We start from the raw sequence: 13,836 nt of genomic DNA on the forward strand, positions 1-13,836 counted from the left end.
GACCCTGAATGCCACAATTCGACGCATTCCATTGCGTAATCGGCCAGACGCTGTTTGGCTGGGTGAGATGGCCGCACCAGCTTACGCATCCCGCGACACCGATATCGCAGCGACCCCGGCGACGGGAGCCCGCTCGTGATCGAGTTCCGTGATGTCACGAAGCGCTTCCCGGACGGGACGCTGGCCGTCGACGACTTCTCCCTGGTGATCCCGTCGCGCAAGATCACCGTCCTCGTCGGTTCGTCCGGCAGCGGTAAGACGACGATCCTCCGTATGATCAACCGGATGGTCGATCCGACCTCCGGGCAGATCGAGATCGACGGCGAGGATGTGCTCTCGCTCAAGCCCGTCGCCCTGCGTCGCTCGATCGGCTACGTGATGCAGAACTCGGGGCTGCTGCCGCACCGCAAGGTCGTCGACAACATCGCCACCGTCCCGCTGCTCAAGGGCGTGAAGAAGAAGGATGCGCGGGAGCGTGCACTCGAGCTGATGGACACCGTAGGGCTCGAGCGTTCGCTCGCCGATCGGTACCCGAGCCAGTTGTCGGGCGGCCAGCAGCAGCGTGTGGGCGTCGCCCGCGGCCTCGCGGTCGACCCGAACATCCTGCTGATGGACGAGCCGTTCGGCGCCGTCGACCCGATCGTCCGCGACGATCTGCAGAACGAGCTGCTCCGCTTGCAGCGCGATCTCGACAAGACGGTCGTGTTCGTCACCCACGACATCGACGAGGCCTTCAAGCTCGGCGACCAGGTCGTCATCTTCCGGAAGGGCGGCATCGTCGCGCAGAAGGGGACGCCCGCCGAAATCCTGGCCGACCCGGCCGACGAATTCGTCGCGTCCTTCGTCGGCGCCGACCGCGGACGCCGGGCACTCCACGTCGAGGAGACAGCGACCGGTTCGGTGCTCGTCGACAGCGACGGCCGTGCAGCGGGCGTCCTCTCCGGCTCGCCGCGTGGCGCAGCCGTTCCCTCCGAGGCAAAGGCCGCGACCGTCTCGGTCGCGGGTGCTCCGGCGCAGGGTGAGGACGCGTCGTGAGCTTCTTGTGGTCGAATCTCGGCCAGGTCTGGAATCTCACGGTCACCCACGTGTGGCTCGCCGCTCTCCCGATCGTCATCGGGTTCGTGGTGTCGCTGCCCATCGGCTGGGTCGCGAACCGCTATCGGTGGAGCCGCGGCGTGCTGCTGACGATCGGCGGCATCCTCTACACGATCCCGTCGCTACCGCTGTTCTTCGCGATGCCGGCGCTGATCGGAACCCAGATCCTGTCGCCGCTCAACGTCGTGGTGGCGTTGAGCATCTACGCGCTCGCGCTGATGGTCCGCACGACGGCCGACGCGCTGGGCTCCGTGCCCGGTGACGTGCTGCAGTCGGCGACCGCCGTCGGGTTCTCGGCCTGGCGACGCTTCTGGTCCGTCGAACTCCCGCTGGCCGGACCGGTACTGCTCGCGGGCCTCCGGGTGGTGTCGGTCAGCACGGTCAGCCTCGTGAGCGTCGGAGCGCTTCTCGGCGTCCCGAACCTCGGCTACCTGTTCACCGACGGCCTCAACCGGTCGTACACCGAGGAGGTCCTGGTCGGCATCATCCTGATCATGGTCGTGGCGCTCGTCTTCGACCTGATCCTCGTGGGACTCGGGCGCCTGCTGCTGCCCTGGACGAGATCCGACCGGAGGGCCGCCCGGCTCAGCCGGCGCGCGGCGATGAAGGCGGTGACCGGCGCATGACCGACATCCTCGCCGCCTTCGGGTGGATCGGCGACCCGGCCAACTGGGCCGGACCGAGCGGCATTCCCGCGCGCCTGGGCGAGCACATCGTCTACTCGCTGCTCACGCTCCTGCTCGCGGCGATCATCGCCCTGCCGATCGGGTTCGCCATCGGTCACTCCGGCCGCTTCCGCGGGCTCGCGGTGGGCGTGTCGGGTGCGCTTCGTGCGCTTCCGACGCTGGGCCTGGTCATCTACCTGGCGCTGCTGACGACCAACCTGACCATCGTCCCCCCGCTGATCGCGCTGACGATCCTCGCGATCCCGCCGATCCTGGCCGGCGCGTACTCCGGCCTCGAATCGGTCGACCGCGCCCCCATCGACGCCGCGCGCGCGATCGGGATGACCGGCTGGCAGGTGTTCACGAAGGTCGAGCTCCCGCTGTCCCTGCCGCTCGTGATCGGCGGCATCCGCTCCGGCGGACTGCAGGTGATCGCCACCTGGACCGTCGCGGCGATCCTGCCGGTCGGCGGCCTCGGCCGATTCCTGTTCGACGGCATCGCGGTGCAGAACTATCCGGAGATCCTGGGCGGCTCCATCATCGTGGTCGCCCTCGCCCTCGTCTCGGACGGCCTGTTCGCCATCGTCCAGCGTCTCGTCGTGCCCCGCGGCGTCACCGCCGGTCGCGTCCGCGACAGCGCCGAAGGGGGCCGCTCCACCGCCCGCCCGGTGCCGGAAGGCGCCCCCACGACCTGAACCCGTCCTGTCCCACCCAGCACACCAGCCTCCCGACCGGGAGCACCCAAGAGAAGAGAAGATCATGTTCGCATCGAAGAAGAGCCGCCTCGCGGCCGGCGTGCTCGCCGCCGGGGCGCTGCTCGCCCTCAGCGCCTGCTCGTCCGGTGGCGGCGCGTTCAGCAGCGACTCCGCCTCGTCCTCCAGCGACACCGTCACGGTCGGCTCGGCCGCGTTCGGCGAGTCCGAGATCCTCATGCAGATCTACGGCCAGGCGCTCGAGGCCAACGGCGTCAAGGTCGCGTACAAGCCGAGCATCGGCCAGCGCGACGTCTACCTGAAGGCGCTGCAGGACGGCTCCATCGACCTCATCCCCGAGTACAGCGGCAACCTGCTCCAGTTCTACGACAAGAACAGCACCGCGACCTCGAGCGACGACGTCTACGCCGGCCTCAACGACGCCCTGCCGAAGGGCTTCGAGGTGCTCGACCAGTCGGAGGCCCAGGACGCCGACTCGTACAACGTCACCAAGGAGTTCTCCGAGAAGTGGGACGTGAAGAGCCTTGACGACCTCAAGAAGGTCACCGACCCGCTCACCGTCGGCGCCAACCCGGAGTTCCAGACCCGCCCCTACGGCATCCCGGGGCTGAAGTCGGCGTACGGCGTCACCGCGACGCTCAAGCCGATCAGCGACTCCGGCGGACCGCTGACCGTCGCCGCGCTCAAGAACGGTGACGTCCAGCTGGCCGACATCTACACGACGACGCCGGCCATCAAGGACAACGGATTCGTCACCCTGAAGGACCCGAAGAACCTGATCGCCGCACAGAACATCGTGCCGCTGATCAACAGCAAGAAGGCGTCCGACAAGGTCAAGGACGTGCTGAACAAGGTGTCGAAGGAACTCACCACCGAGGACCTCATCGACATGAACGGCGAGAACCAGGGGTCGAGCAAGACCCAGCCGGATGCCGTCGCCAAGAAGTGGCTCCAGGACCACCCGATCAAGTAACGGTTCGGTCGGCTCCATCAAGCGGCGGCTCGGGTTCCCGGGCCGCCGCTTCCATGTGTCGGCTCTCGCGCTTGCCGAGCACCTTCTTGACCACGAACACCGCGACGATGAACAGCGCGATGACGCCGACGAAGGCGTAGCCCGCCCAGTGCAGCTCCCGCGACAGCTCGCGGTAGCCGCCCGCGGCGGCCGAGCCGACGCTCACGTAGGCGAACGCCCAGAGCACGCAAGCGGGGGCCGTCCAGGCCATGAAGGTCCGGTAGCGCATCGGGCTCATCCCCACCGTGAGCGGTATGAGCGAGTGCAGCACCGGGAGGAACCGCGACAGGAATACGGCGATCCCGCCGCGGCGCGCCAGGTACGCTTCGGCGCGGTCGAAGTTGCGGGTGCCGACGCGGTTGCCGAGCCGGCTGGTGCGGATGCGCGGGCCGAACCAGCGACCGAGCGCGAATCCCAGCGATTCGCCGCAGAGCGCACCGACGATGACGACGGCGACCAGCGCGACGTACTCGACCGGGTTCGCCACGCCGGTGCTGGCGACCAGCACGATCGTGTCGCCCGGGACGATGAGCCCGATCAGAATGGATGTCTCGAGCAGGATGCCGAACCCGGCCAGCAGCGTCCGGAGCACCGGGTCGACGCTCTGTACGAGGTCGAGCACCCAGGTCAGCGCGTCGTTCATGTCGTCCCTCCGGGCAGCGGCATAGCGGAAGCGTAGCGGCGCGGCCTGACCCGTTGCTGGATCGAGCGGATGCGCTCAGCTGACGAGCACGACCACCGGCGGCACGACGACGAGCAGCACCGTCGCCACCACCACGGTCGCGCGCAGCACGGGCCCGACGGTCCGGCGGCCGTCGGCAAGGCGCTCCTCGCGGGCGACGAGGGCGGCCCGCCGCTGCTCCGGCGTCCGGCGGTCCTTCGGGGCGCCGAGCACGGCGCCCGCCTGCCCCGTCTCGTCGACGAGCCGGATCGCCCCCGCGAGCACGCGGTCTCCCGCCTCATGGCGAGCGGTGTCGTCGGCGAGCATCTCCAGGAGCAGCGCGACGGCGTCCTGCGCCCGGGTGGCGATGGGGAACCAGGGGAGGGCGCGCTTCCAGGAGCGGAACGCATCCAGCAGCAGGTGGTGCTTCTGCCGCAGGTGCGCGCGCTCGTGGGCGACCACCGCATCCAGCTGGTCGGGGGAGAGCAGCGCGATCATGCCCTCGGAGAGCACGGTGACGCTGCGCGCACCCGGCAGGCAGTACGCGGCGGGCGCCGGATGGTCGATCACCCGGGTGGTCGGGGCGTCCGGCAGGGGAGAGGAGAGCAGCCGCAGCAGCTCCATGTGCCGGTGGCGCTGGTTGCGGCTGCGCACCGCGGTGAGTGCGAGGTTCAGCAGGAGGTGGGCTGTCAGCAGCACGGCCGCGCTCAGCAGGAACGCGTTGAGGAGGCTGGCGTCCGGCGGCAGCGGTCCGTGGAACAGCGAGGAGGCCGCTCCACCGATGCGCGACCACAGGTTGTCGCCGAACGGCTGCAGCCCCGCCAGGAGCAGCGAGCCGATCATCGAGATGCCTCCCGCGAGGGCGACCGACTGCCAGAGGGCGACGGCCAGCACGGGGGCGGCGGAGGGCCACTTGGCGCGCGCGAGCAGCAGCGGCACGGGCCACGCGAGCGCTATGGCGAGCGCGCCCAGGAAGATCGCGCCGGTGAGCCCGGCGGCGGGGTCGCTGCTCACACGCTGCGGGCGTCGAGCAGGCGGCGCAGCACCTCGGCTTCGGACTCGTCGACCGAGCCGACGAAGTAGGCGAGCGCCTCGGTGCGGTCGGAGGACGACTCCAGCACTTCGCGCATCAGATCGGCGACGTGACCGGCTCGCGTCAGGGCCGCGTAGTACAGGTGCGGTCGGGCGTCGCGGTCGCGGGCGACGAATCCTTTGGCCTCGAGGCGGGAGAGGACGGTGAGGATCGTCGTGAGCGCCGGTGCCTTGCCGGTCTCGCGGGCCGCCGCTAGCTTGTCGCGTAGCTCGCCCGCGGTGATGGGGGCGTCGCCGTCCCACAGGGCGTCCATGACGGCCCGTTCGAGTTCTCCGAGATTGGCCACGAATCCAGAGTAGCGCGATCAGGCTGAGAATGTTCTACAGTTCGTAGAAGTTCTGTTCTACAATGTGTAGAAGAAGAGGCGAAGGGAACTCACGTGAACGAACTGCTGGACCCGCTCCTGCTATCCCGGTGGCAGTTCGGGCTCACCACGATCTACCATTTCCTGTTCGTGCCGCTGACGATCGGCCTGGTCACCTGCACCGCGATCTTCCAGACGGCCTGGTACCGCACGGGGAAGCCGCACTACCTCCAGCTGACCCACTTCTTCGGCAAGATCTTCCTCATCAACTTCGCGATGGGCGTGGTGACCGGCATCGTGCAGGAGTTCCAGTTCGGCATGAACTGGTCGGACTACTCCCGCTTCGTCGGCGACATCTTCGGTGCGCCGCTCGCCCTGGAGGGGCTGCTCGCGTTCTTCCTGGAGGCGACGTTCATCGGGCTGTGGATCTTCGGATGGGACCGCCTCCCGAAAGGGCTGCACCTGGCGACCATCTGGATCGTGTCGGTGGGCAGCATCCTCTCGGCGTACTTCATCCTCGCCGCGAACGCCTTCATGCAGAACCCGGTCGGCTACCACCTGAACGCCGCCAAGGGCCGGGCGGAGCTCACGGATCTCTGGGCCGTGCTCACGAACAAGGTCGCCCTCGCCGCCTTCCCGCACACGATCTTCGGCTGCTTCATGGTCTCGGCCGGCCTTATCATCGCCGTCGCCGCGTGGCACCTCTCGCGCAACAACCACCTCGAGACGATGCGGCCCGCGCTGAAGTTCGGCCTCTGGCTGATGGTCGGCGCGGGGATCGGCACGGTCTTGAGCGGCGACCAGCTCGGTCTCGCGATGGTCGAGACGCAGCCGATGAAGATGGCCGCGGCGGAGGCGCTCTACAAGACCTCGACCGGAGCGGACGCCTCCTTCTCGATCTTCACCCTCGGCACCCCGGACGGCGTCCACGAACTGTTCTCGATCCGCGTGCCGTACCTGCTGTCGTTCCTGTCGACGCACAGCCTGAACGGCACCGTCGAGGGTATCAACGACCTGCAGGCGCAGTACACGCAGCTCTACGGCCCCGGCGACTACACGCCGACCATCTGGATCACCTACTGGGCGTTCCGCTGGATGATCGGGCTCGGGATGCTCCACGTCGCCATCGCCGTCGTCGGCCTCTGGCTGACCCGGAAGGGCCGCACACCCACCCGCGCCTGGCAGTGGAAGATCGCGATCTGGGCCATGCCGCTCTCGCTGCTGGCGATGATCGTCGGCTGGGTCTTCACCGAGATGGGGCGGCAGCCGTGGATCGTGTTCAGCCTCATGAAGACGGCCGACGGCGTCTCGCCCGGCACGACCGGACTCGAGGTGCTGATCTCGCTCGTCGCCTTCACCGCCATCTACGGCACCCTCGCGGTCGTCGAGTTCAAGCTCATCAAGCGCGCCGCCCAGAAGGGGCCCGAGGCGATCGAGAAGCACCTCGACGACGCCGGCGAGCCCATCCCCGTCGCCACGGTCTACTAGGAGGAGCACGACAATGGATCTCGCAGTTCTCTGGTTCGGCATCGTCGCCTTCTTCTTCGTGGGCTACTTCGTGCTCGACGGCTTCGACTTCGGGGTGGGGATGGCGCTGCCGTTCCTCGGCCGCGACGACGTCGACCGCCGCGTGATGATCAACACCATCGGCCCGGTCTGGGACCTCAACGAGACGTGGGTGATCGTCGGAGGCGCCGCGCTGTTCGCGGCCTTCCCCGAGTGGTACGCGACGCTCTTCAGCGGCTTCTACCTGGCGCTGCTGCTCATCCTGCTCGCCCTGATCGTGCGCGGCGTGTCGTTCGAGTACCGGCACCAGCGCTCCGGCGCCCGGTGGAAGAAGTGGTTCGACGGCATGATCATCGTCGGCTCCGCAGTTCCCGCGTTCCTCTGGGGCGTCGCGTTCGCGAACATCGTGCAGGGCGTCGCGCTCAACGCCAATCACGACTACACGGGGACGCTGTTCGACCTCCTGAACGGCTACGCCATCGTCGGCGGCCTGACGACCCTGCTGCTGTTCTTCACCCACGGCGTCGTCTTCATCTCGCTGAAGACGGATGGCGACCTCCGCGTCCGGGCACGGCGGCTCGCCGCGCGCTCGGGGGCCGTGGCCATCGTGGTCGCCGCGGTGTTCCTCGGCTGGACGGCCATCTCGCACTTCTCGCCGGTGTTCCTCGCGCTCGCGATCTTCGCCGCGGTGGCGCTGATCGCCTCCTGGATCGCCAACCTACGCGGGGCCGAGGGATGGTCGTTCGGGTTCATGGCGGCCACGATCGCCCTCGCCGTCGTGTCGTTGTTCGCTGCGCTGTTCCCCGACGTGATGCCCTCGTCGCCGAACCCGGAGAACAGCCTCACCATCGCGAACGCGTCGAGCTCGCAGACCACGTTGACGATCATGACGTGGGTCGCGGCGATCTTCCTCCCGCTGATCCTCGTCTACCAGGGCTTCACCTATTGGATCTTCCGCAAGCGGGTGACGCGGGACCACATCCCGCAGGAGGCTCCCGAGCCCGGCGGTGCGGACGACGCCCAGCAGCCCGTGACGGCCTGACGTGCGCCCGCTCGACCCCCGCCTCCTGCGGTACGCCTCGGCGACCCGCGGCACCCTCGCCGCGGGAGCCGGGCTCGCGGTGCTGCAGACCGCATCCATCATCGCCTTCGCCTGGCTGCTGACGGATGTCGTGGTGCGCGCGATCGCGGGGGAGCCGCTCGCCAGCTTGAGCCCGACCATCGGCCTGCTGGGTCTCGTCGTGGTCGTGCGCGCGGGTCTGCTGTGGGCGGTCGAGTCGGTGTCGTCCCGCGGCGGAGCGCGCGTCGTCGGGCAGCTGCGGGAGCGCCTGGTCGCGGCGGTCGGACGGCTCGGCCCGGGATGGGTCGCCCGCCGGAGCACCGCCGACGTCACGCTCGTCGCCGGTCACGGCATGGATGCGCTGGACGGCTATTTCGCGAAGTACCTGCCGCAGCTTATCGGCACCGCCATCGCGACGCCGCTCCTGGTGCTGACGATCGGCTGGCGCGACCTCACCAGCGGAATCATCCTCGTGATCACGCTCCCGCTCATCCCGGTGTTCATGGTGCTGGTCGGCTGGGCGACCCAGACGGCGCAGAAACGGCAGTGGCGGGCGCTCTCCACCCTGTCGAGCGGGTTCCTGGATGTGGTCGCCGGGCTCTCGACGCTGAAGCTGTTCGGGCGGCAGCACCGCCAGGAGGCGCGGATCCGCCAGGTGAGCGAGCAGTACCGCGTTCACACCATGCGGGTGCTGCGCATGTCGTTCCTCTCCGGATTCGTGCTGGAACTGGCCGCGAGCCTGTCGGTGGCGGTGATCGCGGTGACAATAGGCCTACGCCTGCTGGGCGGCTCGCTCGACCTCTCGGTGGGACTGTTCGTGCTGCTGCTGGCGCCCGAGGCGTTCCTCCCGTTGCGCAATGTGGGCGCGAGCTACCACGCGGCAGCGGAGGGCATCGAGGCCGCGTCGAACGCGTTCGAGGTGATCGAGGCGGCGGAGGGCCTGGACGTCGTGACGCCGGATGCGGATGTCGCCGCAGGGACGGGACTGGTGTTCGAGGATGTACGGATCGCATACGACGGACGGACGGTCGTCGACGGCTTCAGTGCTGCGGTGCCGCCGGGGACGTTCGCGGTGCTCCGGGGGCCGAGCGGGGCCGGCAAGTCGAGCCTGGTGAGCGCGGTGCTGGGCTTCACTGCGTTCGAGGGCCGCATCCACGCGGGCGGCCGGACCGATGCGGTTGGGCGGCGCGAGGCGGTCGCGTGGGCCGGCCAGCGGCCGGGGCTGCTCGCCGGCAGCATTGCGTCGAACGTCGCACTGGGCGACGAGGGCTCCGCACTCGACAGGGACGCGCGCGTCGCCGAGGCGTTGTGGGATGCCGCGGCCATCGAGCTCGACCCGACGCTGGCGCTCGGCCCCGGCGGCTCGGGGCTGTCTGGCGGCCAGGCCCAGCGCGTCGCCGTCGCGCGGGCGCTGTACCGCCTGCGGTCGCGTCGGTGCCCTGTGCTGATCCTGGACGAGCCGACCTCGGCGCTCGACGCGGAGACGGAGTCCCGCCTGCTGCGTGCGGTGCGGCGTGCGGCGGACGACGGCGCAGCGGTGCTCGTGGTGAGCCACCGGCCGGCCGTGGCGGAGGCGGCGGATGTCGTGCTCACGCTGCCTGTGCGCGACGCGTCGGACGGTGTCGCGAGGAGCACGCAGTCCGAGGAGAGCGAGGTGTCCGGTGTCCGGTGAGACGATGGCGCGAGAGTCGCGCATCCAGGGTGCCGCGGACCCCGTCGAGGTGCGCCGCATCCTTCGCCTGGCCATTCCCTCCCCGGGCCGGCTGTGGGCCGCCATCGGGTTCGGGTTCCTGAGCGGCGGGAGCGCCGTCGCACTGCTGGGCGTCTCGGCGTGGTTGATCACGCGGGCGTCGGAGCAGCCCGCCCTGATGTACCTCTCGGCGGCCGTCGTCGGCGTCCGGGCGTTCGCCCTCGGGCGCGCGTTCTTCCGTTACCTGGAGCGGCTGGCCGGACATGACGCGGCTTTCCGGCAGCTCGGGACGGTGCGCTCGCGCCTGTACGCACGACTGGAGCCGCTTGCGCCGGACGGACTGCGAGGGGTGCGCTCGGGCGACCTGCTGGCGCGGCTGGCGGACGACGTGGACGAGCTCCAGAACCTCGCGCTGCGCGTCATCCAACCGCTGGTGAGTGCGGGTCTGGTCGCGGTCGGCAGCATCGTCGCCGCGTTCCTGATCCTCCCGGCGGCGGGCGTCGCGCTGCTGATCACGCTGGCGGTCGCAGTGGTCGCGGGGATGCTGGTGAACCGGTGGGTGGCGGGGACCGCCGAACGTCGCATCGCGCCGCTCCGGGCCGACCTCAACGACGCTCTGCACGACCTGGTCGCGAACCTCGACGTCCTGACCGCCTACGGTGCGCTTCCCGCGGCCCAGGAGCGCGTGCGCGCGGCCGGGGAGCGGCTGACGGCCGCGTCGCGCACGCGGGCGGTGGGTCTCGGCCTGACCGCGGGCGTGGTGTCGCTCCTCGCGGGCGCGGCGACCGTCCTCGCGCTCTCGGGCGGCATCCCCGCGGTGATCGACGGCTCGCTCGACGCACCGGGACTCGCCGTCGTGGCGCTGCTCCCGCTCGCGGTGTTCGAGGTCTTCGGCACCGTCCCGCTGGCGTTCGGCGCCTGGCGGCGAGTGCGGGCGAGCGCGGAGCGGATCGCGTCGGCGGCCCCGATCGAGGTGCCGGACGGCATCCCGGTGGATGCGCCGGACGCCCGTGCGCTCGACGTGAACCGCGCCGGTGGGGCCCCGGAGGTGCTGCTCGACGGTGTGTCGGCGCACTGGCCGGACGACGATCACGACGCGCTGCGCGAGCTCGACCTGCGGCTGCGGCCGGGGGAGCGCGTGCTGCTCACCGGCCCGACCGGTGCAGGCAAGACGGCACTCGCCCACGTCCTCACGCGCCTGATCGACCACACCGGCGACTTCTCCATCGACGGCGTCCCGGCTCGCGACCTGCGCCAGGACGACGTGCGGCGCGTGATCGGGCTGGTCGAGCAGCGTCCCTACCTGTTCGACTCCGACCTGCGCCAGAACCTGCTGTTCGCACGCGACACGGCGACGGATGACGAACTGCTGGATGCGCTCGACCGGGTGGGACTGCGCGACTGGGCTCTCGCCCGCGGCGGACTGTCCGAGCCTGTCGGCGAGCGCGGTGCCCTGGTGTCGGGCGGTCAGGCCCAGCGGATCGCGCTCGCCCGCGTGCTCCTCGCCGACTTCCCGGTGCTCGTGGTCGACGAGCCCACCGCGAACGTCGACAGCGCGGTCGCCGATGCGATCGTCCGGGATGTGCTGCGGACCGCGGCGGAGGACGGCCGGACGGTGCTCCTCATCTCGCACACGGACGTTCCGACCGAGCTGGTGGATCGGGTGGTGCGGCTGGAGGACGGCGCGCTGGTCGGGTAGCGGGGTCGTTGCCGGGCCGAGCGGATCAGGGCAGCGGTCGCGCCAGCGCGGCGAACCGCGCGCGCCAGGCGTCGGTCCGCGCGGGATCCTGCGCGAGAGCCGGCCCGCCCACCCATGCGGTGACGGCGCGGATGCCGTGCAGCGCGTTCACGGCCCACAGCACCGCGCCCTCCAACTCCGACGGCCGGACGGCCACATCCTCGACCGGGACGCTGAGCGCAGCGGCCACACCCCGTACCGTGCGCGCGGCGACGCTGTCGACCCGAGGGAGCGAGAAGGGCGGCGCGAACAGTGCATCACCGCGCCACCAGAGCAGCGCGGTCGTCGTGCCGTCCGACACGCGGCCGTGGTCGAGGATGATCGCCTCCTGCGCCCCTCGGCGCTGCACCCGCTGACGGAGCGCGCTGAGCCGATCGAGGTCCGGCCCCTTCAGGTGCGGAACGACACGCGGGTCGGCGGCGGCGGTCGCGACCACCAGTTCGGAGGTGAGTTCCGGTGCCGTCCGCAGCCGGAAGCGCAGGCGCAGGGCGTCCCGCGCGCGCACGAGCTCCAGCCGCGGAAACCAGTCGCCCTCGCGCGGCAGCGAGCCGATCGCGGCATCCCAGAAGGCGTCCACCTCGGCGCGGTCGGCGAGGCCCTGCTCGCGCACGGTCTCGGCGAACCGGGTGCGGTGCAGCCCGAGCGCCAGCACGCGGCCGTCGCGGACCAGGAACGAGTCGGCGCCGAGCAGCTCGGTCTCCGTCACCTCGCAGTCGTCGCGCACGCGGAGCTCACCGCCCGCCCAGTCGGCGAGGGAGCTGACCGGTCCGGTGCTGTGCGTGTCCACTCGCCTAGGCTAGTCCGGTGCTCACCCCGCTCCGCGTGCAGCCGCTCGACACCTGGGTCGACCCGGCCGACGCGTTCGCGACGCTGTTCGGCGGCGCGGACGGTGTGGACGCGGTCTGGCTCGACAGCGGGCCCGAGGCCCTCAGCGGGCGGTCCTACATCGGGACGGGCCGTGTGCGGATGACCGCGTCCGTCGCCGACGGCACGGTCACCGTCGACGGCGTGACGCAGCCAGGGGACGTGCTGGATGCCCTGGGCGCCGACCTGGGGCTGTGGCACGGCGAGCAGGCCGAGCGCCTCGCCGCTCCGATCGGCTGGTGGGGGCGTCTCGGCTACGAGGCCGGTGCGTCGGCAGCCGGTGCGCCGGTCGCGGTGCCGGAGCACGGCCGCACGACCGACGCATCCCTTCTGTTCGTCGACCGTGTTGTCGTCTTCGACCACGCCGACCGGAAGATCGAGATCGTCGCCCCGGACGACGCCGACGGAACGGCCTGGATCGACGCGACCGTGCGCGCGCTGGCGACCGCCGCCGGTGCCACTGACGCCTACCTGGCCGCGCATCCCATCCCGCCGGCCGTCGCTCACTGGCGCCACGACGACGACGCCTATCTCGCCGCGATCGAGGCGTGTCAGGAGGCGATCAGGGCGGGCGATGCCTACCAGCTCTGCCTCACCAACCGCATCACGGCGAGCAGCGCGGCCGACCCGCTCGCCGTGCACCTGCGCCTCCGGCGGGCGAGCCCGGCGCCGTTCGGCGGCTTCGTCCGGATCGGCGAGGAGACGCTCGTCAGCTCGTCGCCGGAGGAGTTCCTCCGCGTCGACGCCGGCCGCGTCCGCACGCGCCCGATCAAGGGCACGCGCCCGCGCGGAGCCACCGTCGCCGCCGATGTCGAACTGCGCGCGGAGCTGGAGGCGAGCGAGAAGGAACGCGCCGAGAACGTGATGATCGTCGACCTGATGCGCAACGACCTCGGGCGGGTGTGCGAGGTCGGCTCCGTCGAGGTCAGCCACCTGCTGGCGGTGGAGAGCTACGCACAGGTCCACCAGCTGGTCTCGACGGTCGAGGGCCGGCTCCGCCCCGGGCTCGGCGCGGTGGATGCGGTGGGCGCGTGCTTCCCGGCCGGCTCGATGACCGGGGCGCCCAAGCTGAGCGCCATGCGCATCCTGAACCGGTTGGAGGGCGGCCCGCGCGGGGCGTTCGCCGGGTGCTTCGGCTATCTGGGCGTGGACGGCAGCGCGCATCTCGCGATGGTGATCCGCAGCATCCACTTCAGCGGCGAGGGCGTCGTGATCGGCGCGGGAGGCGGCATCACCGCGCTCTCGGTCCCCGCGGAGGAGCTGGCGGAGGTGCGCGTGAAGGCGGCCGCGCTGCTGGCGGCGGCCGGACTCAGTGGCGGGAGCACGCCCACGGCGAACTGAGGGCGCGCTGGGAACGGACTGTACGTCGCCGACGTTTAGTAGTCTGGAGTACCGGGCGCGCGCCGCCCGTCCTCTTCCGTGCCGCCAGAAATCC

General features: G+C 70.6%; 13 protein-coding genes. 9 read left to right on the plus strand and 4 right to left on the minus strand.

Features of this window, described 5'->3' with window-relative positions; translation table 11 throughout:
- The first annotated feature begins 135 nt into the window (after positions 1 to 135).
- From J2Y42_RS13070 to J2Y42_RS13085, 4 genes are all read left to right on the plus strand, one after another.
- Complete coding sequence (locus J2Y42_RS13070; protein ID WP_309859303.1) at positions 136 to 1,035, plus strand: ATP-binding cassette domain-containing protein; 900 nt, start codon at positions 136 to 138, stop codon at positions 1,033 to 1,035.
- Complete coding sequence (locus J2Y42_RS13075; RefSeq protein ID WP_309859305.1) at positions 1,032 to 1,721, plus strand: ABC transporter permease; 690 nt, start codon at positions 1,032 to 1,034, stop codon at positions 1,719 to 1,721. Before J2Y42_RS13070 ends, J2Y42_RS13075 begins: the two co-directional genes overlap by 4 nt.
- Entirely contained in the window at positions 1,718 to 2,455 is a 738-nt protein-coding gene (locus J2Y42_RS13080; protein ID WP_309859307.1) for an ABC transporter permease, read from the plus strand. The genes J2Y42_RS13075 and J2Y42_RS13080 overlap by 4 nt, the downstream gene beginning before the upstream one ends.
- A gap of 64 nt (positions 2,456 to 2,519) precedes the next feature.
- Positions 2,520 to 3,446 (plus strand): ABC transporter substrate-binding protein, encoded by a 927-nt coding sequence (locus J2Y42_RS13085; protein ID WP_018190885.1) that lies wholly within the window; start codon positions 2,520 to 2,522, stop codon positions 3,444 to 3,446.
- On the opposite strand, the gene J2Y42_RS13090 is transcribed toward J2Y42_RS13085, so the two are convergent.
- The 3 genes from J2Y42_RS13090 to J2Y42_RS13100 form a co-directional block, all read right to left on the minus strand.
- A complete protein-coding gene (locus tag J2Y42_RS13090) occupies positions 3,439 to 4,128 on the minus strand; it encodes a DedA family protein (protein WP_309859310.1) in 690 nt (229 codons plus the stop codon). The genes J2Y42_RS13085 and J2Y42_RS13090 overlap by 8 nt on opposite strands.
- Positions 4,129 to 4,203: 75 nt before the next feature.
- Positions 4,204 to 5,160 carry a M56 family metallopeptidase gene (locus J2Y42_RS13095; protein WP_309859312.1) on the minus strand — a complete coding sequence of 319 codons (957 nt, stop codon included), beginning with the start codon at positions 5,158 to 5,160 and terminating at the stop codon, positions 4,204 to 4,206.
- A complete protein-coding gene (locus J2Y42_RS13100) occupies positions 5,157 to 5,525 on the minus strand; it encodes a BlaI/MecI/CopY family transcriptional regulator (protein WP_018190888.1) in 369 nt (122 codons plus the stop codon). The genes J2Y42_RS13095 and J2Y42_RS13100 overlap by 4 nt, the downstream gene beginning before the upstream one ends.
- Positions 5,526 to 5,618: 93 nt before the next feature.
- On the opposite strand from J2Y42_RS13100, the gene J2Y42_RS13105 reads away from it, so the two are divergent.
- Genes J2Y42_RS13105 through cydC form a run of 4 tightly spaced genes read left to right on the plus strand, consistent with a single transcriptional unit; the run spans position 5,619 to position 11,498 of the window.
- Positions 5,619 to 7,031 (plus strand): cytochrome ubiquinol oxidase subunit I, encoded by a 1,413-nt coding sequence (locus J2Y42_RS13105; RefSeq protein ID WP_309859317.1) that lies wholly within the window; start codon positions 5,619 to 5,621, stop codon positions 7,029 to 7,031.
- 13 nt (positions 7,032 to 7,044) lie between these two features.
- Positions 7,045 to 8,091, plus strand: a complete 1,047-nt coding sequence (cydB, locus tag J2Y42_RS13110; protein ID WP_309859320.1) for a cytochrome d ubiquinol oxidase subunit II — start codon at positions 7,045 to 7,047, stop codon at positions 8,089 to 8,091.
- A 1-nt stretch (position 8,092) separates the two neighbouring features.
- The gene (cydD, locus tag J2Y42_RS13115; RefSeq protein ID WP_309859323.1) at positions 8,093 to 9,781 is read left to right on the plus strand and encodes a thiol reductant ABC exporter subunit CydD; all 1,689 of its coding nucleotides are present in this window, start codon (positions 8,093 to 8,095) and stop codon (positions 9,779 to 9,781) included.
- 4 nt (positions 9,782 to 9,785) lie between these two features.
- Positions 9,786 to 11,498, plus strand: a complete 1,713-nt coding sequence (gene cydC, locus J2Y42_RS13120; protein WP_309859327.1) for a thiol reductant ABC exporter subunit CydC — start codon at positions 9,786 to 9,788, stop codon at positions 11,496 to 11,498.
- Between the two features lie 25 nt (positions 11,499 to 11,523).
- Here cydC and J2Y42_RS13125 read toward each other — a convergent pair whose 3' ends face one another.
- The gene (locus J2Y42_RS13125) at positions 11,524 to 12,324 is read right to left on the minus strand and encodes an aminotransferase class IV (RefSeq protein WP_309859329.1); all 801 of its coding nucleotides are present in this window, start codon (positions 12,322 to 12,324) and stop codon (positions 11,524 to 11,526) included.
- Between the two features lie 17 nt (positions 12,325 to 12,341).
- On the opposite strand from J2Y42_RS13125, the gene pabB reads away from it, so the two are divergent.
- Positions 12,342 to 13,742 carry an aminodeoxychorismate synthase component I gene (pabB, locus tag J2Y42_RS13130; protein ID WP_309859331.1) on the plus strand — a complete coding sequence of 467 codons (1,401 nt, stop codon included), beginning with the start codon at positions 12,342 to 12,344 and terminating at the stop codon, positions 13,740 to 13,742.
- Positions 13,743 to 13,836 lie beyond the last annotated feature (94 nt).

Source organism: Leifsonia sp. 1010 (genome assembly GCF_031455295.1).
In the GTDB taxonomy this organism is placed as follows: Bacteria; Actinomycetota; Actinomycetes; order Actinomycetales; family Microbacteriaceae; genus Leifsonia.

Bases quoted from the DNA above. Each gene is read 5' to 3' on its own strand.
- J2Y42_RS13080 (WP_309859307.1), top strand. From the start codon at position 1,718: ATGACCGACATCCTCGCCGCCTTCGGGTGGATCGGCGACCCGGCCAAC.
- J2Y42_RS13085 (WP_018190885.1), top strand. From the start codon at position 2,520: ATGTTCGCATCGAAGAAGAGCCGCCTCGCGGCCGGCGTGCTCGCCGCC.
- J2Y42_RS13090 (WP_309859310.1), bottom strand. From the start codon at position 4,128: ATGAACGACGCGCTGACCTGGGTGCTCGACCTCGTACAGAGCGTCGAC.
- cydB (WP_309859320.1), top strand. From the start codon at position 7,045: ATGGATCTCGCAGTTCTCTGGTTCGGCATCGTCGCCTTCTTCTTCGTG.
- cydC (WP_309859327.1), top strand. From the start codon at position 9,786: ATGGCGCGAGAGTCGCGCATCCAGGGTGCCGCGGACCCCGTCGAGGTG.